The organism is Exiguobacterium sp. s145 (genome assembly GCF_018618835.1).
Classification (GTDB): domain Bacteria; phylum Bacillota; class Bacilli; order Exiguobacteriales; family Exiguobacteriaceae; genus Exiguobacterium_A; species Exiguobacterium_A artemiae.
In genome coordinates this window covers 429,108-454,061 of record NZ_JACSMV010000001.1, presented here as the reverse complement: position 1 = coordinate 454,061, position 24,954 = coordinate 429,108, and the positions used below count along the sequence as shown (strand labels likewise).

General features: G+C 47.5%; 29 protein-coding genes. 1 reads left to right on the top strand and 28 read right to left on the bottom strand.

Translation table 11 applies throughout. The features are described from left to right. Positions 1–7: 7 nt before the first annotated feature. From KNQ07_RS02275 to prsW, 25 genes are all read right to left on the bottom strand, one after another. The gene (locus KNQ07_RS02275; RefSeq protein WP_214764331.1) at positions 8–607 is read right to left on the bottom strand and encodes a DUF1405 domain-containing protein; all 600 of its coding nucleotides are present in this window, start codon (positions 605–607) and stop codon (positions 8–10) included. A 56-nt stretch (positions 608–663) separates the two neighbouring features. Further along, positions 664–1,455, bottom strand: a complete 792-nt coding sequence (locus KNQ07_RS02270) for a menaquinol-cytochrome c reductase cytochrome b/c subunit (RefSeq protein WP_214764312.1) — start codon at positions 1,453–1,455, stop codon at positions 664–666. Between the two features lie 41 nt (positions 1,456–1,496). Beyond that, positions 1,497–2,168: a menaquinol-cytochrome c reductase cytochrome b subunit gene (gene qcrB / locus KNQ07_RS02265; protein ID WP_012370658.1), complete on the bottom strand. Its 672-nt coding sequence runs from the start codon at positions 2,166–2,168 to the stop codon at positions 1,497–1,499. 3 nt (positions 2,169–2,171) lie between these two features. After that, positions 2,172–2,678: a ubiquinol-cytochrome c reductase iron-sulfur subunit gene (locus KNQ07_RS02260; protein WP_026828085.1), complete on the bottom strand. Its 507-nt coding sequence runs from the start codon at positions 2,676–2,678 to the stop codon at positions 2,172–2,174. Between the two features lie 104 nt (positions 2,679–2,782). Continuing rightward, positions 2,783–3,223 (bottom strand): DUF2487 family protein, encoded by a 441-nt coding sequence (locus KNQ07_RS02255; protein WP_012370660.1) that lies wholly within the window; start codon positions 3,221–3,223, stop codon positions 2,783–2,785. Between the two features lie 196 nt (positions 3,224–3,419). After that, entirely contained in the window at positions 3,420–3,947 is a 528-nt protein-coding gene (locus KNQ07_RS02250) for a ReoY family proteolytic degradation factor (RefSeq protein WP_012370661.1), read from the bottom strand. Between the two features lie 28 nt (positions 3,948–3,975). Further along, on the bottom strand, positions 3,976–5,238 hold the full coding sequence (locus KNQ07_RS02245) for a tetratricopeptide repeat protein (RefSeq protein ID WP_012370662.1): 1,263 nt from the start codon (positions 5,236–5,238) through the stop codon (positions 3,976–3,978). Positions 5,239–5,281: 43 nt separating this feature from the next. After that, positions 5,282–6,535, bottom strand: a complete 1,254-nt coding sequence (gene aroA, locus KNQ07_RS02240; protein WP_214764290.1) for a 3-phosphoshikimate 1-carboxyvinyltransferase — start codon at positions 6,533–6,535, stop codon at positions 5,282–5,284. Then, on the bottom strand, positions 6,526–7,584 hold the full coding sequence (gene aroB / locus KNQ07_RS02235) for a 3-dehydroquinate synthase (protein ID WP_012370664.1): 1,059 nt from the start codon (positions 7,582–7,584) through the stop codon (positions 6,526–6,528). The genes aroA and aroB overlap by 10 nt, the downstream gene beginning before the upstream one ends. Further along, positions 7,581–8,735 carry a chorismate synthase gene (aroC, locus tag KNQ07_RS02230; RefSeq protein WP_214764286.1) on the bottom strand — a complete coding sequence of 385 codons (1,155 nt, stop codon included), beginning with the start codon at positions 8,733–8,735 and terminating at the stop codon, positions 7,581–7,583. The genes aroB and aroC overlap by 4 nt, the downstream gene beginning before the upstream one ends. A 23-nt stretch (positions 8,736–8,758) precedes the next feature. Further along, positions 8,759–9,532 carry a CheR family methyltransferase gene (locus tag KNQ07_RS02225; protein WP_012370666.1) on the bottom strand — a complete coding sequence of 258 codons (774 nt, stop codon included), beginning with the start codon at positions 9,530–9,532 and terminating at the stop codon, positions 8,759–8,761. Positions 9,533–9,671: 139 nt separating this feature from the next. Beyond that, positions 9,672–10,088, bottom strand: coding sequence for a nucleoside-diphosphate kinase (gene ndk, locus KNQ07_RS02220; RefSeq protein WP_214764275.1), 417 nt, complete (start codon positions 10,086–10,088; stop codon positions 9,672–9,674). A 94-nt stretch (positions 10,089–10,182) separates the two neighbouring features. Next, a complete protein-coding gene (locus KNQ07_RS02215; protein WP_214764266.1) occupies positions 10,183–11,145 on the bottom strand; it encodes a polyprenyl synthetase family protein in 963 nt (320 codons plus the stop codon). 1 nt (position 11,146) lies between these two features. Beyond that, on the bottom strand, positions 11,147–11,854 hold the full coding sequence (locus KNQ07_RS02210) for a demethylmenaquinone methyltransferase (protein ID WP_012370669.1): 708 nt from the start codon (positions 11,852–11,854) through the stop codon (positions 11,147–11,149). Between the two features lie 22 nt (positions 11,855–11,876). After that, entirely contained in the window at positions 11,877–12,455 is a 579-nt protein-coding gene (locus KNQ07_RS02205; protein ID WP_012370670.1) for a heptaprenyl diphosphate synthase component 1, read from the bottom strand. A gap of 142 nt (positions 12,456–12,597) precedes the next feature. Further along, positions 12,598–12,870: an HU family DNA-binding protein gene (locus KNQ07_RS02200; RefSeq protein ID WP_012370671.1), complete on the bottom strand. Its 273-nt coding sequence runs from the start codon at positions 12,868–12,870 to the stop codon at positions 12,598–12,600. An 85-nt stretch (positions 12,871–12,955) separates the two neighbouring features. Continuing rightward, entirely contained in the window at positions 12,956–13,690 is a 735-nt protein-coding gene (locus KNQ07_RS02195; protein ID WP_012370672.1) for a hypothetical protein, read from the bottom strand. Further along, the gene (locus KNQ07_RS02190; RefSeq protein ID WP_251135900.1) at positions 13,687–13,884 is read right to left on the bottom strand and encodes a DUF2768 domain-containing protein; all 198 of its coding nucleotides are present in this window, start codon (positions 13,882–13,884) and stop codon (positions 13,687–13,689) included. The genes KNQ07_RS02195 and KNQ07_RS02190 overlap by 4 nt, the downstream gene beginning before the upstream one ends. A gap of 18 nt (positions 13,885–13,902) precedes the next feature. Next, positions 13,903–14,928 carry an NAD(P)H-dependent glycerol-3-phosphate dehydrogenase gene (locus KNQ07_RS02185; protein WP_214764258.1) on the bottom strand — a complete coding sequence of 342 codons (1,026 nt, stop codon included), beginning with the start codon at positions 14,926–14,928 and terminating at the stop codon, positions 13,903–13,905. 17 nt (positions 14,929–14,945) lie between these two features. Next, positions 14,946–16,256: a ribosome biogenesis GTPase Der gene (der, locus tag KNQ07_RS02180; RefSeq protein WP_214764251.1), complete on the bottom strand. Its 1,311-nt coding sequence runs from the start codon at positions 16,254–16,256 to the stop codon at positions 14,946–14,948. Positions 16,257–16,378: 122 nt separating this feature from the next. Continuing rightward, positions 16,379–17,512 carry a 30S ribosomal protein S1 gene (gene rpsA / locus KNQ07_RS02175; protein WP_012370676.1) on the bottom strand — a complete coding sequence of 378 codons (1,134 nt, stop codon included), beginning with the start codon at positions 17,510–17,512 and terminating at the stop codon, positions 16,379–16,381. A 93-nt stretch (positions 17,513–17,605) separates the two neighbouring features. Then, positions 17,606–18,205 carry a lysophospholipid acyltransferase family protein gene (locus tag KNQ07_RS02170; RefSeq protein ID WP_214764238.1) on the bottom strand — a complete coding sequence of 200 codons (600 nt, stop codon included), beginning with the start codon at positions 18,203–18,205 and terminating at the stop codon, positions 17,606–17,608. Continuing rightward, the gene (gene cmk / locus KNQ07_RS02165) at positions 18,202–18,873 is read right to left on the bottom strand and encodes a (d)CMP kinase (protein ID WP_012370678.1); all 672 of its coding nucleotides are present in this window, start codon (positions 18,871–18,873) and stop codon (positions 18,202–18,204) included. Before cmk ends, KNQ07_RS02170 begins: the two co-directional genes overlap by 4 nt. 77 nt (positions 18,874–18,950) lie before the next feature. Continuing rightward, on the bottom strand, positions 18,951–19,607 hold the full coding sequence (locus KNQ07_RS02160; RefSeq protein WP_214764230.1) for a flagellar brake protein: 657 nt from the start codon (positions 19,605–19,607) through the stop codon (positions 18,951–18,953). A 25-nt stretch (positions 19,608–19,632) separates the two neighbouring features. After that, positions 19,633–20,292, bottom strand: a complete 660-nt coding sequence (gene prsW / locus KNQ07_RS02155) for a glutamic-type intramembrane protease PrsW (protein WP_012370680.1) — start codon at positions 20,290–20,292, stop codon at positions 19,633–19,635. Between the two features lie 151 nt (positions 20,293–20,443). Here prsW and KNQ07_RS02150 point away from each other — a divergent pair, with 151 nt between their 5' ends. Continuing rightward, positions 20,444–21,412, top strand: a complete 969-nt coding sequence (locus KNQ07_RS02150) for an asparaginase (protein ID WP_041261650.1) — start codon at positions 20,444–20,446, stop codon at positions 21,410–21,412. A gap of 60 nt (positions 21,413–21,472) precedes the next feature. On the opposite strand, the gene KNQ07_RS02145 is transcribed toward KNQ07_RS02150, so the two are convergent. The 3 genes from KNQ07_RS02145 to KNQ07_RS02135 all read right to left on the bottom strand — a co-directional run bounded on the left by KNQ07_RS02145 (position 21,473) and on the right by KNQ07_RS02135 (position 24,920). Continuing rightward, positions 21,473–22,462, bottom strand: coding sequence for a YpdA family putative bacillithiol disulfide reductase (locus KNQ07_RS02145; RefSeq protein ID WP_214764217.1), 990 nt, complete (start codon positions 22,460–22,462; stop codon positions 21,473–21,475). Positions 22,463–22,575: 113 nt separating this feature from the next. Beyond that, positions 22,576–23,841 carry a Glu/Leu/Phe/Val family dehydrogenase gene (locus KNQ07_RS02140; protein WP_012370683.1) on the bottom strand — a complete coding sequence of 422 codons (1,266 nt, stop codon included), beginning with the start codon at positions 23,839–23,841 and terminating at the stop codon, positions 22,576–22,578. A 131-nt stretch (positions 23,842–23,972) separates the two neighbouring features. Then, on the bottom strand, positions 23,973–24,920 hold the full coding sequence (locus KNQ07_RS02135; RefSeq protein ID WP_012370684.1) for a D-alanine--D-alanine ligase: 948 nt from the start codon (positions 24,918–24,920) through the stop codon (positions 23,973–23,975). Positions 24,921–24,954 lie beyond the last annotated feature (34 nt).

Sequence of the window (24,954 nt, the reverse complement as noted above, 5' to 3'; positions counted from 1 at the left end):
TTTATGTTCAAGCGACCTTATTGTCAATCGAATCGCGTGCCACAAACCAATATCCCATCAAAAGACATAATCCAGTCAGCCAAAACGAGCCGTACCCGATCCACTGGATATGTTCGGCGAGTGCCGGATACCGCGGCCACTGTCCGAGAACGTAATCGACGACATCGTTATGGACGACCCAAATTGCGACAAGGAGCAGCTCTTTGACCCGAAACGTCATGACCGGCGCGTAAAGCAATGCCTGAAACGCCATCGCCCCGTGCGAGACCATCAACATCAACGCCATGGCCGCCAAATAAGAATTCTCCGTCCCGAGTTCCCGTAACATCAAGGCATTCATGACGACCGCCCACACCCCGTATTTGATTAACGTCACAAAGGCAAGGGCTTCAAATAAACGGGAACGGCGGTTGAAAATCCATAAAAAGACAATAATCGTAAAAAAGAGCGAGGCTGTCGGACTGTCCGGAATGAACGGATAATAGTACCACTTCGACTGCGCCAGTTGGGGTTGATACCAGTAATAGCCGTATAATGTTCCGCCCAAATTAATCAAAGCGAGCGGCCAAAGTACAGCTTTATGTTTTAACAGATGAATGAACGGCATGTATTGTCACCTCATGATAGACAAAAACCGGAGGAAAATTCCCCCGGCCGGTTGTCTTATTTATTGTTTTCTCCGCCTTCACCGTATGAAGCGATGAATTTAGCAAGTTCTTTATGTTCGGCATCTGAACCTTTGAACTGTCCAGCAGGCATCGAACCGACACCTTTGATTGCGATATCATAAATTTCTTTTTCTGTCTTTTTCGTCCCGACGAGGGCTGGAGCTGCTGCGCCGCCTTCGAGGTTCTTACCGTGACAGTTGACACATGATTGGTTCGAGTAAATCTCGAATCCTTTTGCTGATGTATCGATTTTTGGACCTTCGTTCATTGTCAACTCACCTTGTTTGTGGATAGTATCCCAGTGTGTTGTCTGAACCGATTCCCATGTCAAGAAGACGATCGATACGATTGCAAGTAACATCATGCTGACGGCGATCGGACGTTTTGCCGGGCGACGTTCGAGTCCCTGGTCAAGCCATGGCGCTACGAGCAATGCTGTAAACGCAAGACCAGGCAGGATGACCGTTCCCATTAAAATGTACGGACCAGCCGCGAATTGGTATTTCAAGAGCTGATAGAGGAATAGGAAGTACCAGTCCGGAAGTGGAATGTACGACGTATTCGTCGGGTCAGCAATATTTTGAAGCGGTGCTGCTTCAACGATTGTCAAGGTCATGAAGCCGATCAAGAAGACCGCTCCTACCATCCATTCGCGAAGCAAGAAGTTTGGCCAGAACGCTTCCGTCCGACCTGGATACTCCGAATAGTCTTTTGACTTGTTCGGCATCCGGTTGTTGATCGACACCCGTGAATCGGTGACGAATTTCATTCCTTTACCACGATGCATCGTGTTCTCCCCCTTTTAGTTGTCTAATAATAAGTGTCGGTTTAAAGTGGTCCAGAGATCCCTTGTTTCCGGATCATCATGAAGTGGGCCCCGAGCAAGACGAACAATGCTGCAGGAAGGAAGAAGACGTGAATCGCAAAGAATCGAGCGATTGTGCTTGCACCGACGATTTCTCCACCCGCCAGGAGTGTTTTTGCAATACCACCGATGACAGGAATACTTTCCGCGATTTGAATCGTAACTTTCGTCGCGAACAATGCTTTCATATCCCATGGCAACAGGTATCCTGTCAAACCAAGTGCTAAGACAACGAAGAACAACAGTACACCGACAACCCAGTTCAATTCACGTGGTTTTTTGTATGAACCTGTGAAGAAGACACGTAATGTATGTAAGAACAACATTACGATGACGACCGATGCGCCCCAGTGGTGCATACCACGGACGATTTGACCGTGAGCTACTTCATTTTGAAGATAGTACACAGACGCATGCGCATTGATGATATCTGGTACGTAATACATTGTCAGGAACATTCCTGAAAGAATCTGGATGACAATCGTAAAGAATGTCAACCCGCCAAAACAATAAACGAATGCTGAGAAGTTATGGGCCGGGTTAACGTGTTCTGGAACTTCATGATCGGCAATATCCCGCCAAAGCGGCGTGATATCAACGCGCTCATCAATCCAATCATAAATTTTTTGCATCATCGCTTACGCACCTCTTTCGACTGGTTTACCTAGGTAAAGGAAACCATCTTTCTCTTGCTTTTCATATTCATCAAGCGGTTTCGTCGGAGGCGTACCTGGTACGTTGACGCCGTCTTTCGTATACCGGCCGAAATGACATGGGCAATAGAATTGTTCTGGGTGCGTCGGATCCGCTCCAAAACTGACCTGGCATCCTAAGTGTTTACAGATCGGTGATAAAGCTAACACTTCGCCTTTATCATTTTTAAACACCCACGCAGATAACGTTTCTTCAAACTCATACCACGCATCCTGTGTTTGTTTTTTAAAGTCAACCCGTTTTGGTTCTGTCGTGATGTCCGACAACTTCATTACTTTTACTTTATCGCCTGCTCCTGATTTCTTCAGGACTGGATCAACTGCGAAGTTGACCATCGGCATGACCATCGTCGCCGCCATAAAGCCGCCGACTCCAGTCAATGTATACGTCAAGAATTGACGACGTGTTACGTTAGACCCGTTTTGAGCCATCTCGATCCCCCCTCGTGATGTACACTGTGCCCCAAGACCACGGTACTTCACACAAATTTCTCACATGGTAATAGTATCTTAATAAAATCATTGCGTCAACCGCTTCATAGCGCGGTCCAGCGGTTTCCTAACTGCTCTAAGACTTGCCCGACAAAATTCCCGACCATCTGACCTTGTTGATCTCGGCTCATCGTCTCAAGCGATAAACGCGGGACATAAATAATGTCCGTGACCGATGTCTCTTTCCACCGTAAATCGGCAGTAATGAACGTCACAAATCGAAACTGTTCTGAAGATGCCGCCTGTTGCCAACTCGTAAGCTGGTCGATGGACGGTTCACCGATATACGTCATCGCCGGTACAAGCATCGCCCGTCCCGACAATTGCCGTTCGACTTCCGTCGCGACGGTCATCGTCATATCTGCACATTCCGAGAAAGCATGCATCGCTTCGTCGAATCCGACGGGAATCAATGGGACAATCAACGTATCGATATACGCTTGTTCGTTTCTTGTCCTTTGAACATCGGATGGTTTGAAACGCAAGTCATTCCCCCCTTTCCTGTTCACTTACATTTCGTCACATTTAATGTATCATATCCGCTTTTGTTACTGCTTCTTTAATGTGAACGTTTTATGAAATTAGCTACAATTTTTCTTCATATTTTCCCCTTAGTTTCGATTTCGAAAAAAAGCCTCCCTTCAGTACAGTCGAAGGAAGGCAAACGACTCGATTTTTCGATCAGAGTTGGCTGCGGATGATTCGCAATTCGTCCGAAAGCGATTGGAAACGATGTTTATCCCGGGCGTCAAGCGCCTCGTCGATCAACCGGACCAAACGTTCTTCTTCTTGACGGTTGACCGTCGCCGCAATGAAATTCATCGCAGCATCGGCCAGTTTCGGTTCAACGGCTACTTCCGGTCGGAACGGATTTTCCTCCAACAGCGAGAGGTACTCGTCATCCATCATCATCCCTTGAAAGTTCAACTCGATATAAAGCGGCTCATCCGTCAATCGAATATCATGGTAGGCTTTTTCCGGATCGGTCGTTTTGACCTCTCCTTTTTTAAAGAGAAACGGGTCTGCATCAAATCCATAGGTCGTAATGATCATTGCTTTTGGCGCAAACATGGCATTTTGAACAAAGTGAACCTGTTCGAGCTTCGAATCGTTTCGAAGCCAATAATCGATGATCCACTTTGATTCCCGACGTTTCAACGTATAATAGGTCAAGATGCGGCGCAAGAAACGCTGCTTTCTCTCTGTCATCTTAATCCTACTCCCTTCTCCAGTGAAGTCATCCATCCATTCGTTCGACATAGTCGACTAAATCGGCATCTTCCGGTGTCAGTGCAGCCGCCCGGCGTAATAAGATCAGCCCTTCGTCCCGGCGTCCTTCTTCCACGAGCGCATATCCATACTCTTTTAAGAATAACGCATCATCCGCAAAAGCAGCCTCTACTTGCGCATATTTCTCCATCGCTTGCGTATACTCTTCTAATGCATATAAGGAGCGTGCCCGGTACCAGGTCAGAATCGGTGCCGTCACATGTTCTTCGATGGCGGAAATCGTCTCAAGCGTCGCATCGTGATCTTCATCTTCCGCGAGCAGTGCAAGCAGTCTTTCGGCCGCGACGAGCGATTCCGGATTGAGGGCCAGGGCTTCACGCAATGCTTTCACACTGCCTTCCCGGTCTCCAAGTTTCAAGAGGAACAATGCTTCCATCGTTCGCAACTCATCGTTGTAATCGTCGCGCTCGATTCCCTGTTTGATGACATTAAGCGCTTCTTTCGTCAGTCCGAGTTCAGCCTGACTTTCCGCGTACGGGACATACGCCGACGTATAATCAGGATCCTGAGCAATCAATTGCTGGAATGTCTCGACCGCTTTTTGATGTTGTCCGACCCGGTGAGCCGTCATCGCGAGTCCGAACAATGTATGCAGATCCGACCGTTCCGCCACGGCGCGTTCATACAGTGGAATCGCTTCTTCGAACTCCCCGATCATGGCCAATGCTTCCGCATAGAGGGCATCCAGCGGCAATTCTTCCCGCAACACCGGATCAGCCGCAATTTCAGCAAACAAAGGAACCGCTTGATCAAATGCACCGAGTGTCATATACAGTTCAGCCAGTCCATAAGCAAGCAACGGTTCATTTGGTGCTAATTCCCGGGCCTCCTTTAATTTGGCCAATGCTACTTCATCAAGTCCTTGCGACTGATACAAGTCGGCGAGCAGGACCAACGTCCGGGGACCATTTTCGATATCCGTCACATCCACCTGTTCCAGGACGGTGATGGCCTCTTCTTCCCGGTCGAGATCGATGTAACATTCGGCAAGCAATAAGGCCACACCGGCATTCCCTGAGTAATCGACGTACAACGGAGCCAACAGATCGACGGCACGGTCGGATAATCCTAATTCGATGTACAAATCAGCCACCGCCAGACGATCTTCGTCCGTTCCTGTTTTTTCGAGTTGTTCGAGTGCGACTAACGCTTCAGACGTATGACCGTGTTCGAGACTCTCGACTATTTCTTTTAATACGTGTTCGTTCAAGGCAAACGCCTCACTTTCCTCTATTTCACTGTTCGAGATCTTTTCAGGGATTCGTTTGTTGCAGTGTCTTTAAATCATCATAAAACGTCGGGTAGCTGACTTCAACTACTTCATTCCCAAGGACCTCGATTTCCGGCTGTAATGTCGCAGCAATCGTCAGCATCATCGCCAGACGATGGTCTCCTGCACTGTCGACCGTCGCTCCGACAAGTGGTGTCGGTCCGTCAATAATCATGCCGTCTTCCGTCGCTTCAATCTGCGCACCAATCTTTCGCAGCGTCGAAACGACCGTCTCGATCCGGTCCGTCTCTTTAACACGCAGTTCCGCTGCATCCCGGATGACGGTCCGTCCTTCGGCTTGTGTCGCAAGCAGGGCAAGCAACGGAATTTCGTCGATCAACGAAGGAATTTGCTCCCCTTCAATCGCTACAGCTTGCAGGGAAGTCGTCATCAGCGTCATGTCAGCCGTCTCTTCCCCCGCCGTTTCCCGACGGTTCGTGATTTCGACACTGGCTCCCATCTGCCGTAAGACTTGTAAAAATCCTGTCCGGGTCGGATTCATCAAGACATGTTCCGTCGTGATCCGACTGTCGGCTCCTAAGATAGCTGCCGCCCACCAAAAAGCAGCAGAAGAAGGATCACCCGGAATGTCGATTTCTGTGGCTTGCAGGCGGACCGGTCCTTGCAGACGGATTTTCCGTCCCTGCTCCTGTTCTTGAATAGTCAGGTCGGCTCCGAATTTCGGCAACATCCGTTCTGTATGGTCCCGTGACAGAATCGGTTCGACAACTATCGTCTCGCCGGTCGCAAACAATCCGGCCAGTAAAACCGCACTTTTGACTTGAGCGCTCGCAACAGGCAACGTATAGGTTGTCCCGACAAGCGGTTGACCATGGATCGTCAGCGGCGCGTATGTCCCTTCAATGTCCGCTCCGAGTGTCGCAAGCGGGACGGTCACCCGGTCCATCGGCCGTCGTTGCAATGACTCGTCTCCTGTCAAGGTGTACGTTTCCTGACTACCTGCCAAAATACCGCTCAGTAAACGAATCGTCGTTCCTGAATTACCGCAGTCAATCGTTGCTGCCTTTAGAGCAGTGGTCCCGGTAATCCGAATTTCTTGTTCCGTCTGCTGAACGTGTGCGCCAAGTGCCTCGACTGCTGCGAGTGACGCCAGACAATCTGCCCCTAACAAGGCATTCGAAATCACTGTTGTTCCTTCTGCGATTCCACCCATCAAAAAAGCACGATGGGTCATCGATTTATCGCCCGGTACACGTACCGTCCCTCTTAAGCCCAATGTAAACACCTCACTGTTTGATCATATGCATTCTTTAGACGTTTCTGATCGATTGCTTCCAAAGAAAATCCATCTTGACCTTTTACTACAAATCGAATCGATACATCATTTTTTTTGTCGCGTTTCATCAATTCCAAGTATCTTTCAAACGGTTGACGTTCCGGTAACACAACACCAAGCCGGTGAATCAGCTCGACCAATCGGTTGGTTTGGTATTCGTTGCCTTCAAGGATTGATACAAAAACCAGCCCGATCCCGACTGCTTCTCCGTGGGACAGATCCTCACTCGCATATTCGACGGCATGGCCGAAAGTATGCCCGTAGTTTAAAAAGGCACGGATGCCGGTTTCCCGTTCATCCTGTTCTACGATATGCTGTTTCACCTGTATGCCGGCTGAAATCCAGTCAGCGAGCGGTAATTGTTTGATATCTGAAAGTCCCAGTCCGATCAGCTCTTCCGCAAAAGTCGGACGCGCCAATAATCCATGCTTCAGTAATTCAAAAAAACCGCTTCTCCATTCGCGGTCGGACAACGTTTGTAAAAAGGCCGGATCGTATAAAACGGCAGACGGCTGATAAAAAGCACCTACTAAGTTCTTACCCCAACGTAAGTTTAATCCAACCTTTCCGCCGACACTCGAATCATGTGCGAGCAATGTCGTCGGGATTTGAAGGAAAGGAACACCACGTAGGAAAGTCGCTGCAACGAATCCCGCTAAATCACCGATCATACCGCCTCCGACGGCAAGAATCATCGTCTTTCGTGTTGCACCCTGCTCAATTCCTTCTTCCAGCAACCGTTGATAGACGGATAAGGATTTACTTCCTTCCCCCGGCTCGACGGTACTGACATGCTGAGCCGTCACCGGAAAAACATTCTCAAGTTGACGGCGGATTGACGCCATATGCAGATCCGCCACGGTCTGATCCGTAATGATCCAGAACCGATCCGCTTCCTGCGCTTGTTTCACTTCATGAATCCGTCGGATGGCATCCGGTTCAACATAGACGGAATAAGGACGGCTCGCCCGGATAGTCAGATGCGTCAAAAGAGACGCACCTCCTCCCGGTAAGCTGTGACAGCCTGTTTCAGGCGGTCAAGCGTCGATGTACCGAACATCTCAAGAACAGCTGCCGCAATCTCGACGGCTACGACGGCTTCCAGTACGACCGCTGCCGCCGGAACGGCACAGGCGTCACTGCGTTCGACCTGAGCGACGAATGGCTCCTTTGTTTCGATATCGACGGACTGGAGAGGACGATATAACGTCGGAATCGGCTTCATCGCCACTTGGACCCGAATAGGCATTCCGGTCGACATTCCGCCTTCAATCCCGCCCAGATGATTCGTCTTACGGAAATACCCGGTTTCGTCATGCAGGATTTCATCCTGGACCGTACTACCTTTTCTGCGCGCCAAATCAAATCCGTCGCCAAACCCGACTGCTTTCATCGCATTGACACTGATGACGGCACGGGCGATCCGGCTGTCAAGTTTCGTCTCATTTTGTGTAAAGGAGCCGATTCCCGGCATCATATCTGTCACGACGACTTCGACTTCTCCGCCTAATGTGTCCCCGTCTTTTTTAGCTTGGTCAATCGCTGCCATCATCCGCTCTGCTGCCGCTTCGTCGGCACAGCGAACAGGCGACGTCTCAATCACTTCCCGGTACTCCATCGGGTTGACGAAATCCGCATCGATGCCTCCGATGGAGCGGACATGAGAAAACACATCAATCCCCAGTTGACCGAGCAGTTGTTTGGCAATGGCACCGACCGCGACACGCGCTGCCGTTTCCCGGGCGGACGAACGCTCCAGGACATCGCGTAAATCCCGGTGTCCGTATTTTAATCCGCCGACCAAATCAGCATGACCCGGGCGTGGACGTGTCAGTGTCCGCGGACGTTCCAGTTCCTCCTGCAACGGTTCGGCCTGCATGACTTTCGTCCAGTGCGTATGGTCTTTATTCTCAATGAACAGACTGATCGGTGCGCCCGTCGTATAGCCGTGCCGGATCCCCCCGCGGACATCCACCGCGTCCTGTTCGATTTGCATTCTCCGTCCACGACCGTAACCACCTTGACGTCGTGTCATCTCACGTTGCACTTGATCAAAATCAATGATGAGACCAGAAGGGATTCCTTCGATGATGACCGATAATCCTTTACCGTGTGATTCACCTGCTGTCATGTAACGCATGTTGCCTCATCCCCTTCTATCCGTTAGATTTTTTCATAAAAAAAGCTTTGTTTCATTTTTAAGCCAAATCGTTCCGGTTGGAAAATCTGTTCTGTTCCGCCGACAAACAAAATGCCCCCCGGTTTTAAAGCGTCGACGAATGACCGATAGACATGTGCCTTGGCTTCCTCAGTAAAATAAATCAAGACATTCCGGCAGATGATCAAATCAAATCCTGTATCATACCGGTCACCGAGTAAATTATGTTTACTGAATCGAACGAGACGTCTGATTTCAGGAACGACTTCAAACTGTTGTTCTTGTTCGATGAAATAACGTTTTTTCCGTCCTGCTTCCACTTCATTCAGAGCGGACGCTCCGTAGCGGCCTTGTTTTGCCTTCTCAAGGACTAACTCATCTAAGTCCGTTGCTTGAATCGTAAATTGTGCCGGATCGAGCTTTTCGTTTAGGATCATCGCCAACGAATACGGCTCTTCACCTGTCGAACAGGCGGCACTCCACGTCCGAATCCGTCCGTGGGCACGGGCTTGCAACACCGGCAAGATATCTTGCTCCAGTTGCTGCCATCGAATCGGATTCCGGAAAAACTCACTGACGTTAATCGTCATCCGATCCAAAAATTCTTCATACAAAGTTGAACTTTTTTCCATCGCCTGCATATAAGAAGCAAATGTACTGTATCCTTTTTTATCACGTAATGCTGTTAATCGCCGCTTCATCTGGGCTTCTTTATATTGTCCTAAATCAATTCCTGATTTTTTCAAGAAACGTTGGATGAAAAGCTCATAGTCCTGCATAGTCCACCTCACAAATCCTCTCTCTGGTGGGATTGCTTTTCAGGCACTCCCTGTCTTATTTTCTATCTTAGCATAAAGCCATTTCCTTTCCAAAAAACAAAAAAGACGATTGAGCAGTTGCTCAATCGTCTTGCTGACCTCAAACGTTTAACGGTTGTCCTTGAAACCAAAGACCGAGTTCACGCTCGGCACTTTCAACACTGTCTGAACCGTGAATGACATTCTCGCTCATCGTGTTTGCAAAATCGCCCCGAATCGTTCCCGGTAGTGCTTCCGTCGGTTTCGTTTTACCAATCATCATCCGCGAAACCGTGACTACATCTTCGCCTTCAACACGAAGTGCGACGACAGGACCAGATGTCAAGAAAGTGACCAACTCTCCGAAAAATGGTTTTTCTGTGTGTTCCGCGTAATGAGCCTGTGCTAATTCTTCAGTCACCTGCATCATTTTCATTTCACGAATTACGAATCCCTTACGTTCGATACGAGCGATGATTTCCCCAATCAAACCTCGTTCAACGCCATCCGGTTTTACCATTAAAAACGTTTGCTCCATTACTAGTTCCCCCTATGAAATACAGATAAAAAAGCGCTTACATAGTAAGTTTACTGCGTAAATGGACAAGCGGCAAGAAATTTTTTACATTTTTTCAACCTTTACGTTTCCCGACATACCGGGCGACTTCTTCCAAGGACCGTTTCGCTGATGATTTCGGGAGATGATTCAAGCGGAGAATCGCCCGCCGAATGTATAAATCAACGGTTTGTTGCGTTCGTTCCAACGCATCTGATCGTTGCAACCGGTCCAGTAAAGGAGCCACCTCTTCATGACTCGGCATTGAACGAATCTTTTGTAATTCCCGGAAAAATTCTCGATCTTCCGACGCATAAAATACAGGCAATGTTTTATGACCATGACGCAAATCTTCTGCGACAGGTTTTCCAAGTTCAGTCCGTTTCGCTGTAAAATCAAGCAAATCATCTGCAATTTGGAAAGCTAGACCAATGTCACGCCCAAATTGTCGTAACGCCTTCGTATCTTCCGGTGAACAGTTCGCGACAATCGCCCCGAGATGACAGCTGGCTTCAATCAGGATGGCCGTTTTCCGCTCGATCCGTTTAATATACCGTTTGATCGATTGTTCCCAGTCATACTGATCGTAAATCTGCTCGATTTCGCCTTCACAGATTTCACGCATCGCATGGACCATCACCTGAACCAGTTCCGGTTTGCCAACTTCCCCAATCAGTTTAACTGCCTCACCAAATAAAAAGTTACCGGAATAGAGTGCAACTTCTTCATCAAAGTGTTGCATGACGGTTGGTTTGCCGCGCCGCAGTTCAGCGTCATCAATCACATCATCATGGACAAGTGAAGCCATATGGACCAGTTCAAGACTGGCTGCAACACGCACAAGCTCATCACGATCGGCCTGACCGAACTTTGATGCGAGCAACACAAAGGCCGGCCGAATGCGTTTACCGCCTGCTTGAAGCAATTGTTGTCCGGCAGCATCGATGGTCGGATCGCTCGATGCGATATGACGGATCAAAAATTGATCCACTAAATTTACTTCTTTGGTTACGTCTCGATAAATAGAATGCAGTGACATCTCACCACTTCTTTCCGAGGTGCATTGCAGCCGCCCCACCTGCAAATGCTTTGACTTCCACTTGCATGAATCCGGCTTGTTCAAACAGTTGTTTCAGTTCGACACGATCAAGGAAAACTTCAGTTGACTCTTGCAACCAGTTGTATTGATCGTAGGATTTGGCAAACAAACGACCAACCTGCGGCATGATTTTTCCGAAATACAGGGAGTAAGCTTCCTTAAACAGCGGTGCTGTCGGTTGACTTGTCTCAAGGCAGACGACCGTCCCGCCCGGTTTTAGGACACGGTGCATTTCTTTGATGACCTGCAAATAATCCGGTACATTCCGCAGTCCAAATCCGATTGTCACGAAATCAAACGAATGATCGCCAAACGGAAGCTCCATCGCGTTCCCGTGAATCAACTCGACATTTTTCATCTCAAGCGCTTCAACTTTTTCGACACCAACTTTCAGCATGTTCTCGGAAAAATCAAGTCCTTTGATGACACCGGTCGGACCGGCTGCTTTCGCAAGCTGAATCGTCCAATCAGCGGTTCCACAACATAAGTCGAGACACTTTGCACCTGGAAATACGTTCATCCGGCGCATCGTTTCTTTTCTCCACAATTTATGAAGGCGGAAGCTGATGATGGAGTTCATTTGATCATAATTGCTTGAAATCGATTGAAACACTTCATATACTTTTTTCTCTTTTTCTTGTGTCTGCACGCAGTTCACCCTTTCGAAGATATTACGCTACTGCCATCTGTTCCAGATGAGATAATAACAGTTGTTGAGCACTTGATTGTAAGCTTTGTGCCCGTTGACGAATCAAACGTTGTCCGTCCTCCGTCAACCAGTCTCTTCCGCTAATCGCTGCTAGTCCTTGAACCAATCCGAATTCTGCCTTTAACCATAATAAGACATACTCTTCGGTTGAATCGTAGTTTTCCTCATGAAGGGCACATTTCGCTTCGTTCACATGCTGAACGGTCCGCCCGAGTGTTACGAGTGCCGTTTGGGGAAGGGACGCCAATTCTTCAAAGAAGTAGCTCGAAAATAAATCTCCCGCCAGAACCAGCAGTTGTCGTTCTTTCGAACCTCTTTTGGTCTCTCCGACACGTTCATGTAACAGTAAGGCCACCTGTGCATAATGCACACCTTTGACAAGTGATTGCCAAGCCAACGTTTCATTTTGGGCGACATCGATCAACCAACTGATTTGTTCACGATTGATGGAAGGGAAATCCACATGCCGAGCCAATTGTGTCGTTTGTTTTGTAGTGAGTGCGGTGATCATTTCTTCCACGAGCAGCTCTTGATGATTCATGCTTTTACCCCCCGATCTCCAGTGCCATCTCGTTGATGGATTTTCTTCTTTTTTAATATACCATAATCAGTTCGTTTTCTCGTCTCTCAATGTCCACAAAAAAAGCCGTCCGAGGAATTCCTCGAACGACTATGTAGCCGAATTACTTAACAGCATCTTTCAATGCTTTACCTGGTTTGAAAGCCGGTACTTTGCTTGCTGGGATTTCGATATCTTCTTTTGTACGTGGGTTGCGACCTTTACGAGCTGCGCGTTCACGGACTTCGAAGTTACCAAAGCCAATCAATTGGACTTTCTCTCCAGACTGAAGTGTCTCAGTGATCGATTCGAATGTTGATTCGACAACTTTCGTCACGTCTTTTTTAGTCAGACCTGATTTTTCGACAACTGCTTGAATGAGTTCAGTTTTGTTCATTACGTTCACCCCCTCCCAATCACTTCTTCGAGGCTAATCATACCTTATAAACGTTGATATTACAACATTTTCGTTAGAATCCCCATTAATTTTCTGATTCTTCGATCGATTTCTCAGAAAACACAGGTTCGCCTTTTTTGTTGATTGTGTAACTTTGGGAGTATGCAGGAACAAATGGTTGCTCATCGTAGAGCAAATGCCGAATATCTTGGCCGACTTTCGGCTTTTTCTTCGCTGTTTCGACCGCTTTTTTAAGTTCAGGCAAATAGTTGATAAACAACTGCCCCTGACCGTCTACATAGATCGACAGTTTTTCATCGGAATACGGACTCGGTACTTTCGGTTCCTCTTTAATAAACAGCTTCTTATAATCAAGCGTAAACTGATTTTTCCCGATCGAACCTTTGAAAGGATATTTGTCATTTTTCTTACGGTACGTATCAATGCGGACTTGAAGCTTTTGAAGTTCTTCTGCTACAAGCAAGTCCATCAATTTAACCGTCGGCTTTTTCTCGACATCCACGAGTAAATAAATGAAGGTCCCGCCCCCTTCAAAACTGTTGGGAGGAGGGTCGCTCATATAGCGTGGAATCAGACGTCCGAGTTCGATTTGATACCGTTCCATTAATGGTGTATCCGCTTCTCTTGTTTTAATCGGCAAAACGCCGGTATCTTTTTGATAGGCGTCTACTGCATTTTGAACCGTTCGAATTTGTTCCGGATACGGAACCCGATTCGACGGTTTTTGACTGTCCGGAAATAAACAGCCCGACAACAACATGACCGGAATCAGCATAAAGACTATTAAAAGTTTTTTCATGCACTCGGACCTGCCATGACGATAAAGACCATGATGATCGATGCCACGATAAAACAAAGAAAAGCAATGGTCGACATCAAGAATTGCCAAGCACCGGATAATTTCGTCCGACTGATTGTGACCAATAAGACACTGATCGCAAACAAACCAATCCCGGCAAACGAAATCCACATTTTTAGTAATCCAGGACTCAAGGTTTCCACCCCACTCCGTTAATCTTTCATCGTAAACAGATGTTCAATCTCATTTTTCTGCGGACGGCGCATCAATTTCTGTACTTCTTCTGCCGGAGTATGTCCGTCGAATAAGACATGATAGAGCGCTGTCGTGATGGGTAACTCACATTGTTTCGTTTCTGCTAAATCGTAAGCGGCTTGTGTCGCCCGGACGCCCTCGACGACCATTCCCATGTTCTCAAGAACGGTTTCAAGTTTTTCGCCCCGGCCGATCGCATTTCCGGCGCGCCAGTTCCGACTGTGGACCGATGTACAGGTCACGATTAAGTCGCCCATTCCCGTTAAACCGGTGAACGTCATCGGATTTGCACCGAACAATGTGCCTAGTCGGGCAATTTCGACCATCCCGCGGGTGATCAAGGCTGCTTTGGCATTATCACCGTACCCTAATCCATCAGCCATTCCGGCTGCTAAGGCAATGATGTTTTTGAACGCTCCGCCCAGTTCTGCTCCGATAATATCGGCGTTTAAATAGACACGGAAGTTATCATTCGTAAACAATTCCTGCACTCGTCCTGCCTCTTCCATGTCAGTGGAAGCAACCGTTACGGTCGTCGGCTTACGTAATGCGACTTCTTCCGCATGGGATGGACCGGTCAACACACAAATCGCCGAACGTTTGGAGGCATCGATTTCCTGCTCCATCAATTCTGACAACCGTAAGTGTGTTTTCGGTTCAATCCCTTTTGAGGCATGAATCAACACGACCGGTTCCGTCAACAATTCGTTTAATTGACGCGATACAGAACGAATCGCAGAAGAAGGCGTCACAATCAAGATATGGGATACCCCTTCGACAGCTTCGCTTAAAACAGTAGTTGCCCAAAGTGATTCCGGCAACGTCACACCTGGTAAGAACTGCGTATTTTCATGATTTTGATTAATGGCATCAACATTTTTTTGATCCCGACCATAAAGAATGACCTCATGACCGTTATCGGCTAAAACGAGCGAGAGTGCGGTTCCCCAACTCCCGGCTCCAATGACTGCAATTTTTTTCATCATGATTCACCTTGTCCTTATTGTTTTTGACGTGCCAGAATCCGAATCGGTGTTCCTGTAAAATCAAAGGCTTCACGAATCCGGTTATCCAGATAACGTTTGTATGAGAAGTGTAACAATTCCGGATCATTGACGAATAAAACGAATGTCGGCGGACGGGAAGCGACCTGTGTTGCATAGTTAATCCGCAGACGAACCCCTTTATCCGTTGGTGCAGGATTCATCGCTACAGCGTCTACAATGACATCATTCAAGACACTTGTCTGAATACGTTGGGCATGGCTCTTCGCTGCTTGTTTGATGACAGGAAGTAACGTTTGTAAACGACGTTTTGTTTTCGCAGAGACGAAAACGATTGGGGCATAATCAAGGAACCGGAATTCTTCGCGAATTTCCTCTTCCATTTTTTTCATTGTTTTATCGTCTTTTTCAACGGCATCCCATTTGTTGACGACGATGACGATGGCACGGCCTGCTTCATGGGCATAACCGGCGACTTTCTTATCTTGTTCGATGATTCCTTCTTCACCATCTAATACGACACAGACGACATCTGCCCGTTCGATGGCTTTTTGTGCACGCATAACACTGAATCGTTCTGTTGATTCATAGACTTTTCCGCGTTTACGCATACCGGCTGTATCGATGATGACATATTCCTCCTCATCCCGTGAGAACGGTGTATCAATCGCATCGCGTGTCGTACCAGCGATACTCGAAACGATGACACGTTCTTCACCGAGAATCGAATTCGTCATGCTTGATTTTCCGACGTTCGGACGTCCGACTAAAGCAAATTTAATCGTATCCTCATCGTACTCGATATCTTCTTTATCCGGTGCCAGTTCAAGCACGCGGTCGAGCATATCTCCGAGTCCTAAACCGTGTGTACCGGAAATCGGATATAAATCACCGAATCCGAGCGAATAAAATTCATACATTAAATCGCGCATTTCAAAATTGTCCACTTTGTTAACAGCGACGACAACCGGTTTATTTGAACGGAATAACATGTTCGCCACTTCTTCATCCGCTGCCGTAATCCCTTCACGGCCGTTGACCATAAAGATAATGACGTCCGCTTCATCAATGGCGAGCTCCGCCTGATGACGCATCATTTGAAGTAAGGGCTCATCCCCGACTTCGATTCCACCTGTATCAATCAAATGAAAATGACGATTCAGCCATTCTCCAGTTCCGTATATACGGTCGCGGGTAACACCTGGCTTGTCTTCTACGATCGAAACCCGATCTCCAATCACCCGGTTAAAAATCGTCGACTTTCCGATATTTGGGCGACCTACGATCGCCACTACTGGAATTGCCATCCCAACACCTTCTTTCTCTTCTCTCGCTTCATAGCCGTTCTATTGTACCAAATGAAGCGGTTTTATACCATATCTATCGGAACATAAAAAAGTGAACACGTTTCGTGTTCACTTTTACTGCCTTATTCTTTTGTATCCGATTCCTTCTCAGAAAGATCGGCTACCGAAAATCCTTCGTTTTGATCCGTGTACTGAGAGTAGTCATCATTCGACGAATCTTCCTGTTCAAGCACACGTGTCGATAAGGAAATCTTATGTTCCGCGAGATGAACCTCGAGAACTTTTGCTTCAATTTCCTGACCTTCTTCAAGCACTTCGGACGGCGAGCCGATATGGCGGTTGGCAATTTGCGAAATATGAAGTAATCCTTCGACCTGAGGTGCCAGCTCAACGAAAGCACCAAATTGAACGATCCGGCGGACACGTCCTTTGACGATGTCTCCCGCTTCAATTTTGCCTTCCATCTGTTGCCATGGACCCGGTTGCGTTTCTTTGATCGAGAGTTTGACTTTTTCCGTGTCCCGATCAACACCAAGGACCTTCACTTCAACTTTTTGTCCTTCCGTCACGATATCCGACGGACGTTCCACGCGGTGATGTGCCATTTCTGAAATGTGAACCAACCCGTCAACACCGCCGATGTCAACGAATGCTCCGAAGTCCGTCAGACGTTGGACGGTTCCTTCTAGCACCTGTCCGACTTCAAGATGTTCCAGTGTCTCTTTTTTCTTTGCATTCAGTTCGCCTTCGACAACGGCTTTATGCGAAAGAATGACACGATTTTTTTCTTGATCCAGTTCGACGACTTTAACGGCAATCGTCCGACCGATATAATCCGAAAAGTCTTCCACGTAGTGGCGTTCGACAAGCGAAGCAGGAATGAATCCGCGGACACCAATATCGACGACCAGTCCGCCTTTGACAATATCTTTCACAACGACTTCAAAAATTTCACCCGATGCGTATTTCGCCTCAACTTTTTCCCATGCCTGTAAGGCATCGACTTCACGTTTGGAAACGACTACTTCTTCATCTGTAATTTTCTTGACCTTTACTTGTAGTTCATCACCGACTTTGAGTGCACCTTGAATGTCATCCAGATGGAGACTCGATACTTCGCTAATCGGCAGGATTGCTTCTGTCTTATATCCGATATCAATGAGTGCTTGCTTGTCTTCAATCTTCACGACCGTTCCGGTTACTACCTGGTCCCGATGAATTTCAAAATCAGGCATATCTTTCATTTCTTCGACCATTCCAACACAACCTCCTCACGATGAGTACAAGAAACGTATGAATACGTTTAACCTTCTTCTAACTTCTTACAATTCTGACTATTTGTCAAGGCATTACGCGTGATTGAAGTAGACGGTTTTAATTTCTTCCAAAATCCGTTCGGAAATTGCTTTTGCCGCTCCCCGTTGATCTCTTAAATCCGAAATATCAACCGGTTTTCCAATGGCAACACGCATCCGGCGGAACGGACGGTAATCGCCGATGATGGCGATCGGTAAGATTTGGGCCGGCGAACGTAAAGCAAAGAATCCGACGCCGGGTTGAGCAGATGTAAACTCGCCGGGAGCTGACCGCGTTCCTTCCGGGAAAATCCCGACCGTTTCATCCGAATTCAGCAATTCAATCGTCCGCTTCAACGCTTGGCGATCGCCTTGTCCGCGACCGACCGGATACGTTCCGGCTGAAATCATGATTTGTTTGAGAACCGGAATGTTGAACAATTCCTCTTTCGCCATGTAGCGGACAGAGCGACTTGTCGGAATGGCACTGACCAAGAACACCGGATCCCAGTTGGAACTGTGATTGGCACAGACTAAAAGCGATCCGTCCGACGGAATATTTTCCTTACCTGTCACTTTTAAACGAAACACCGTTTTGGCAATGATCAGAACGATGAATCGTGCAAGCCGATAGACAAATTCGTTTCGTTTCATTTTAAAGCACCCTCTGCCAGTTCAGTCAGCCGCGCAACGACTTGATCAATGTTCAGTTCTGTCGTATCGAGATAAATCGCATCATCTGCCTGTTTGAGCGGTGAGACCGTTCGTTCACTGTCCCGCTTGTCGCGCAGCGCGATTTCATCCTGTAACCCCTTTAAATCGCTGTCCATTCCACGGGCAATGTTCTCCCGGTGACGGCGGCTGGCCCGTTCTTCGACCGATGCCGTCAAAAAGACCTTCAGCTCGGCTTCCGGCAAGACGACCGTCCCAATGTCACGTCCATCCATGACGATGCCTCCCCGTTCCGCCAGTTTACGTTGTGCGATGACCAGTGCTGACCGGACTTCTGCTTGGCGGGCGACAAATGAAACATTGTTCGTGACTTCATTTGTCCGAATCGCATCCGTCACTTCCCGTTCTCCGATGAACACACGTTGTCCCTGTTCGCCCGGCGTCAGTCGGATATCAAGTGATTTCATCAATTCTCCAAGAACCGGTCCGTTCTCTAAATCAAGTCCTTGTTCCAATGCAGCCAGTGTGACCGCACGATACATGGCTCCCGTATCGATATAAACATAATCAAGATGTGATGCTAACTGTTTGGCAATCGTACTTTTCCCGGCACCTGCAGGTCCGTCTAAGGCAATTTGAATCTTCTTCATGAGTGACTTCGTTCCTTCCATCTTCACCAACGTAAGTGGTGTATAGTATCGACCGTTATCATAGCAAAAAAATACGCTTACGTGAATGGGTTCGTTCCACGCCGTGAGTTTTTCATTTGCGCTTGGTAACAGTGCCGTAAGACCAGTTCCCGACTCCGGTCATTGATCCGGGTAAATTGAAAGGCCAGTTCATACCGCGTCTCTCGCGGGTCAACACGAACAAGTTCTGCCAATACATCAACCGTATGTGTCACACCGTCTCCCGTCGGCAGTATGAAGGTTAATTCGAGCTCATCCTTTACTTCGATCGGAATTTGATTTGCCAATACTAAAATACCGCCTGCCGATAAATCGAGCGTGACGGAAGTGAACGGTTCAAACGCTGTTTTGTGCGGGTGAACTGCTACATCCAACAATTGAGGCACCCGGACGAACTGCCGGCGCTGAACACGCTGGATCATTTCTTCCTTCGGCCGGCGTAACGCATACCGCTGACCTCTTAACGGATCATTTTGACGTTCGACGACTTCGGTCTCAAATCCATACAGCTTTCCTTTTTCCTTAAAAAAATAAAATCCAACTTGTTCCTGATCCGATAAAATAAAGGTTTTTAACGTCGAAACTTCACTCGGTGCCTCGATCCAGATTAACCGGTTGGTCACGGCCGTCACTTTCGTCCGTCCTTGACGGTCCTCTTGGTTAGTCAACATGACTAAATCTCCAGTTTCTATCATCTTACTCTCTCCCAGCCCATTCTATTCAGTTACTTTTTCTGTTGTGTCGTTGGTTCAAGCGATTGGCGCTTCGAATTTGATACAGGCCGACAATCCATAATCCGATCATAAATAAAATCGGCACAACCGATATACCACCATTTTCCAATATTAACAAATTAAAGATAGTGTGTACAATCATCGGAACGAAAATTGATAAGGCTAGCCAACGATACGGATGCGTCGAGAACTTGGCTTTTCCCATAAAAAATCCCATGATGACTGCAAATAAAGCATGCCCTGAGACCGGTAACAAGGCACGGAAAACCATATGTTCAACCGTCCCGTTGACCATTAAATATAAAATATTTTCCAGTGTCGCAAATCCTAAGGAACAAGCGACGGCATAAATGATTCCGTCATAATAATCATTAAACCGTTGGTGAATATACACGGTATAAAAGACAACAAACCATTTTGCAAACTCTTCCGTCACGGCCGAACGAACCAATTGAATCGATTCGAGTCCACCAAATTCACTTTGGATGATGTATTCAACGAACATTAAAGGAAAAACAAGAAGTATCCCGAAAATAAAACTACGTAGGATATAGCCTACGGGTTCTGACTCGTGTTCGTGGCGTAAATAAAAATATGTCAGCAATGCAATTCCTGGGGCAATTCCTGAGAAAACGATTGGTAACACGTCTCCTCCCCCTTCCTATTCTCTTAGAATAAAGGTTTCTCACGGAAAAGAAAACCGCACCCATTGTTTCTCTTGAAAAAAAGGGTACAATGTTAATGAAAATGACCGGAAAGAAGGTGAAGGTTGTTCGTTATCCGACGACAACTGTTTAATGAAAAAATTACTTTTGATTCATACCGGAGGCACCATCGCGATGGCGCAAAATCATTCCGGTCACGTTTTACCGAATGAGATCAATCCTCTGGACGCCTCGTTGCCACGTGCGACCGATATCGCCGACATTACGACGCGTCACTTCTCGAACCTGCCGTCTCCACATATCACACCGGAAATCATGTTGCGGCTGGCTCATTTCATCAAAGAGGAGTTACAGACCGGTGGATATGACGGAGTCGTCATCACGCACGGCACAGATACATTGGAAGAAACCGCTTATTTTCTCCAGCTCACAATCGGAGCTCCTATCCCAATCGTCTTGACCGGTGCCATGCGTTCGTCTAACGAAGTCGGATCAGACGGTGAATTTAATTTGATTACCGCCTTACGGGTTGCCGTCAGTGCGGCTGCTCAAGACAAAGGCGTCCTCGTCGTCTTTAACGGAGAAATCCACTCGGCGTTTAATGTCACGAAAACCCATACTTCTTCAGTCGATACGTTCAAATCCGTCCATTTTGGAAATTTAGGGATGGTCACAAAAGATCACGTGTACTTATTTAATACTCCGCTTCTTAAACCGACTCATATGGTGACACAATTGAGTAAACGTGTCGCTGTCTTGAAAGTCTATGCCGGGATGGAACCGGACTTACTGCTTGCGATCAGCGAACTCGGATACGACGGTCTAGTGCTCGAAGTTCTCGGTCAAGGAAACGTGCCGCCTAGCCTGGTCGATGCGATCCAGTCGTTAACCGAACAGATGCCTGTCGTCATCGTCAGCCGTTGTTTTAACGGGATTGTCCAGGACGTATACGGCTATACGGGAGGCGGTCAACAGTTAAAAGAACTGGGCGTGATCTTCTCGAATGGATTGAATTCTCAAAAAGCACGGTTGAAGTTAATGATTGAACTTGAAATCGGTGCCAATCATCATGCTTTGGAAGAATCTTTCCGCGTCGAATAAAATTATGCAGGCAAAAGGGAGAGGCTTCCCTAGAGGCCTCTCCCTTTTATTGCTTATGAATCACGGTCGAGCTGTTTCCGGTTTCAGGCGGTGTTTGAGACTGTCTGCAATCAACCCGCCGTGGAATCGTCCGTTTTCAATAAAGATTTTATTGGCATCATAACCAGCGGCCACGACACCGGCAATGTAGATTCCCGGAACGTTCGACTCCATCGTCGTTTCGTCAAATGCGGGAATCCCTGTTTCCGGATCGATTTCGATGCCCGCATCGGCGAAAAGACCGATGTCCGGTGTATATCCTGTCATCGCAAATACAAAATCTGCTTTGACAGCCGATTGTTCACTATGAACGGAATATCGCACTTCCGTATTTGTAATTTCATCAATCGTCGCGTCAAACACCATCGTTACTTTTTCTGCCCGTACCAACGATTCGAAATTCGGCAGGACCCACGGTTTGATGGACGGACTATAGGATTCCCCGCGATACAGCATCGTCACACGGGCGCCTGCCTTTTCGAGCTCGATGGCCGCATCGACACTCGAATTTTTTCCGCCGATGACGACGACATCCTGACCGTAAAACGGATGGCCTTCTTTAAAGTAATGGAAAACATGCGGTAAGTCTTCGCCCGGAATGTTCATCAGGTTCGGCAATCCGTAGTAACCGGTCGCCAGCACCACTGATTTGGCCGTCCGCGTCACAACTTGCCCGTTCCGGAGCGATGTCACGTTAAACCCACCTTCGATACGTGCGACGTCTTGAACCGTCTCAAACGGTCGCACAGTGACCTCTTTTCGCCGCACGACTTCCCGGTAATAGACAAGGGCATCTTGCCGTTTCGGTTTTAATTCTTTATTGATGAAAGGCACACCGCCGATTTCTAATTTTTCACTGCTTGAAAAAAATGTCTGGTGTGTCGGATACTGATAAATCGCTTCCACGATGTTTCCTTTTTCAATGACTTCGACAGTCAGTCCAAGGTCCTGCATTTCAATTGCCGCGGATAATCCGCAAGGTCCTGCGCCGATGACGATACAATCCAACATATCTCTTTCGCCTCTTCCACTTGCTTTTTTTTCATCTTAGCAAATCTTTCCCGTCGAAGAAAGAAATAACCATACAAAAAAGCCCACTTCTAGACGAAGTGAGCTGACTGAGATTAAACCCAACCGCGGAATCGTGATGCTTCCGCCATTTTCCGGACACCGACCATGTATGCCGCAAGTCGCATGTCGACATTTCTTGTCTGTGCCGTCTGATACACCTGGTTAAAGGAATTGACAAGCACTTTTTCAAGTTTTTCATGAACTTCTTCTTCCGTCCAGTAATATCCTTGGTTATTCTGCACCCATTCAAAGTAAGAGACGGTAACGCCACCACTCGAAGCAAGGACATCCGGAACAATCAAGATATCACGTTCCGCTAAAATTTTCGTCGCTTCGTTAGTCGTTGGACCGTTCGCTGCTTCGACGACGATACTTGCTTTAATGTCATGGGCGTTATCTTCTGTAATTTGATTTTCGATGGCTGCCGGTACTAAAATGTCACATTCCAGTTCAAGCAACTCTTTATTCGAAATGGTATTTTTGAAAAGTGTCGTGACGGTACCAAATGAGTCCCGGCGATCGAGCAGATACGGAATATCAAGACCGTTCGGATCATGTAACGCACCGTACGCATCACTAATGGCGATGACTTTTGCACCAAGATCATGCATGAACTTCGACAAGAAGCTTCCGGCATTACCGAATCCCTGAACGACAACACGTGCTCCTTCAAGTGTAATTCCTTTTTTAGCAGCCGCTTCACGAATCATGATGGCGACACCTTTTGCCGTCGCCGTCTCACGACCATGCGAACCACCAAGGACTAATGGTTTCCCTGTAATGAAGCCTGGTGAGTTGAATTCATCGATTCGACTGTACTCATCCATCATCCAAGCCATGATTTGTGAATTCGTAAAGACGTCCGGTGCTGGAATGTCTTTCGTCGGACCAACGATTTGACTGATGGCACGGACATAACCGCGGCTTAATCGTTCAATCTCACGGAAACTCATCTCACGCGGATCACAAATGATTCCGCCTTTACCACCACCATAAGGCAGATCGACGATTCCCGCTTTTAGACTCATCCAGACGGACAAGGCCTTGACTTCGACTTCCGTGACATTCGGGTGGAAACGAATTCCGCCTTTTGTCGGACCGACCGCATCATTGTGCTGGGCACGGTATCCGGTAAAGATTTTTGTCGATCCGTCATCCATCCGAACCGGAATCCGGACCGTCAGCATCCGAAGTGGTTCTTTCAACAATTCATACATTTCGTCTGGATAACCCAGCTTCTCAAGAGCTTCCTTGACGATTTCTTGTGTTGCTTCGAGTACATTCTTGCGATGATTTGCGTGTTGTTGGTCAGTGATCATTCCAACGTTCCTCCCCATAAGTGGCATCCCCTATGCCGTTTCCTTGTTCGGATAAAGTATACCTTTTTCCGAGCCGTAATGAAAGGGGTTCCCATCATATTTGTAAGCGCTTTCTACCATCTACTTCATTTTCAGTTTTTTCTACTGGCCGATTCGCTTTCATGACGTGTGATTGCCAGTTCAATAAACGTTTCCACAAGTTCCGGATAGTCGATTCCGACGGCCCGAGCACCATCCGGGAACAGACTCGTAGATGTCATTCCCGGCAACGTATTCGTTTCTAAAATAACCGGTGCCCCTTCATCGGGAACGAGGAAATCGGTCCGGGAATAGCCGGCGCATCCTAATACTTGATGGGCCAAAACAGCCCATTCCTGTAATGTTTGCGTCGTCTTCTCATCGAACTGTGCCGGACAGATGTGCTCCGATCCGCCGATGGCATATTTCGACTCATAGTCATAGAATTCATTTTTCGGGATAATCTCGATGACCGGCAATGCTTTTTCTTGTCCTTTTGCCCCGAGAACCGGTACCGTCACTTCACGTCCTTTGATGAATTGTTCAATCAAGACGGCATCATCCGCCTGGAAAGCCAGTTCAATACCTTGACGTAACATCTGCTCATCCATCGCAATCGTCAACCCATTCGAAGAACCTTCTTGGGCCGGTTTGACGACACAAGGAAACTGGGCGTCCCACTGTTTAATTTTTTGTTCGATGTCATCTCCACGCTCGACCAAGACATCACGTGCAATCCGGATTCCCGCCTTTTCAAAATGTACCTTAGAGCGCGCTTTATCCATCGCTAACGCGGATGCCAACACTCCTGAACCGGTATATGGAATACCCGCCATCTCGAGCAGCGCCTGGACACGGCCATCCTCACCATATTTGCCGTGAAGGGCAATGACAGCGGCCTCTACTTGTAGATTTAAAATTTCTTCTGCACGCTCTGGATGAAAGTCGACGGCAACGACTTCATGCCCTTTACTTTCCAGCGCATTAATTACCGATTTCCCACTATTTAATGAAACTTCCCGTTCACCGGAAATTCCGCCAAACAATACTGCCACTTTCATCTTGTTCACTCCTTCATCTTACGTTCAATGCTTA

Excerpts from the sequence above, each read along its gene's own strand:
- KNQ07_RS02275 (WP_214764331.1), bottom strand. The coding sequence starts at position 607 with ATGCCGTTCATTCATCTGTTAAAACATAAAGCTGTACTTTGGCCGCTC.
- KNQ07_RS02270 (WP_214764312.1), bottom strand. The coding sequence starts at position 1,455 with ATGCATCGTGGTAAAGGAATGAAATTCGTCACCGATTCACGGGTGTCG.
- qcrB (WP_012370658.1), bottom strand. The coding sequence starts at position 2,168 with ATGATGCAAAAAATTTATGATTGGATTGATGAGCGCGTTGATATCACG.
- KNQ07_RS02260 (WP_026828085.1), bottom strand. The coding sequence starts at position 2,678 with ATGGCTCAAAACGGGTCTAACGTAACACGTCGTCAATTCTTGACGTAT.
- KNQ07_RS02250 (WP_012370661.1), bottom strand. The coding sequence starts at position 3,947 with ATGACAGAGAGAAAGCAGCGTTTCTTGCGCCGCATCTTGACCTATTAT.
- aroC (WP_214764286.1), bottom strand. The coding sequence starts at position 8,735 with ATGCGTTACATGACAGCAGGTGAATCACACGGTAAAGGATTATCGGTC.
- KNQ07_RS02225 (WP_012370666.1), bottom strand. The coding sequence starts at position 9,532 with ATGCAGGACTATGAGCTTTTCATCCAACGTTTCTTGAAAAAATCAGGA.
- ndk (WP_214764275.1), bottom strand. The coding sequence starts at position 10,088 with ATGGAGCAAACGTTTTTAATGGTAAAACCGGATGGCGTTGAACGAGGT.
- KNQ07_RS02215 (WP_214764266.1), bottom strand. The coding sequence starts at position 11,145 with ATGTCACTGCATTCTATTTATCGAGACGTAACCAAAGAAGTAAATTTA.
- KNQ07_RS02205 (WP_012370670.1), bottom strand. The coding sequence starts at position 12,455 with ATGAATCATCAAGAGCTGCTCGTGGAAGAAATGATCACCGCACTCACT.
- KNQ07_RS02200 (WP_012370671.1), bottom strand. The coding sequence starts at position 12,870 with ATGAACAAAACTGAACTCATTCAAGCAGTTGTCGAAAAATCAGGTCTG.
- KNQ07_RS02195 (WP_012370672.1), bottom strand. The coding sequence starts at position 13,690 with ATGAAAAAACTTTTAATAGTCTTTATGCTGATTCCGGTCATGTTGTTG.
- KNQ07_RS02185 (WP_214764258.1), bottom strand. The coding sequence starts at position 14,928 with ATGAAAAAAATTGCAGTCATTGGAGCCGGGAGTTGGGGAACCGCACTC.
- der (WP_214764251.1), bottom strand. The coding sequence starts at position 16,256 with ATGGCAATTCCAGTAGTGGCGATCGTAGGTCGCCCAAATATCGGAAAG.
- rpsA (WP_012370676.1), bottom strand. The coding sequence starts at position 17,512 with ATGGTCGAAGAAATGAAAGATATGCCTGATTTTGAAATTCATCGGGAC.
- KNQ07_RS02170 (WP_214764238.1), bottom strand. The coding sequence starts at position 18,205 with ATGAAACGAAACGAATTTGTCTATCGGCTTGCACGATTCATCGTTCTG.
- cmk (WP_012370678.1), bottom strand. The coding sequence starts at position 18,873 with ATGAAGAAGATTCAAATTGCCTTAGACGGACCTGCAGGTGCCGGGAAA.
- KNQ07_RS02160 (WP_214764230.1), bottom strand. The coding sequence starts at position 19,607 with ATGATAGAAACTGGAGATTTAGTCATGTTGACTAACCAAGAGGACCGT.
- KNQ07_RS02150 (WP_041261650.1), top strand. The coding sequence starts at position 20,444 with ATGAAAAAATTACTTTTGATTCATACCGGAGGCACCATCGCGATGGCG.
- KNQ07_RS02145 (WP_214764217.1), bottom strand. The coding sequence starts at position 22,462 with ATGTTGGATTGTATCGTCATCGGCGCAGGACCTTGCGGATTATCCGCG.
- KNQ07_RS02140 (WP_012370683.1), bottom strand. The coding sequence starts at position 23,841 with ATGATCACTGACCAACAACACGCAAATCATCGCAAGAATGTACTCGAA.
- KNQ07_RS02135 (WP_012370684.1), bottom strand. The coding sequence starts at position 24,920 with ATGAAAGTGGCAGTATTGTTTGGCGGAATTTCCGGTGAACGGGAAGTT.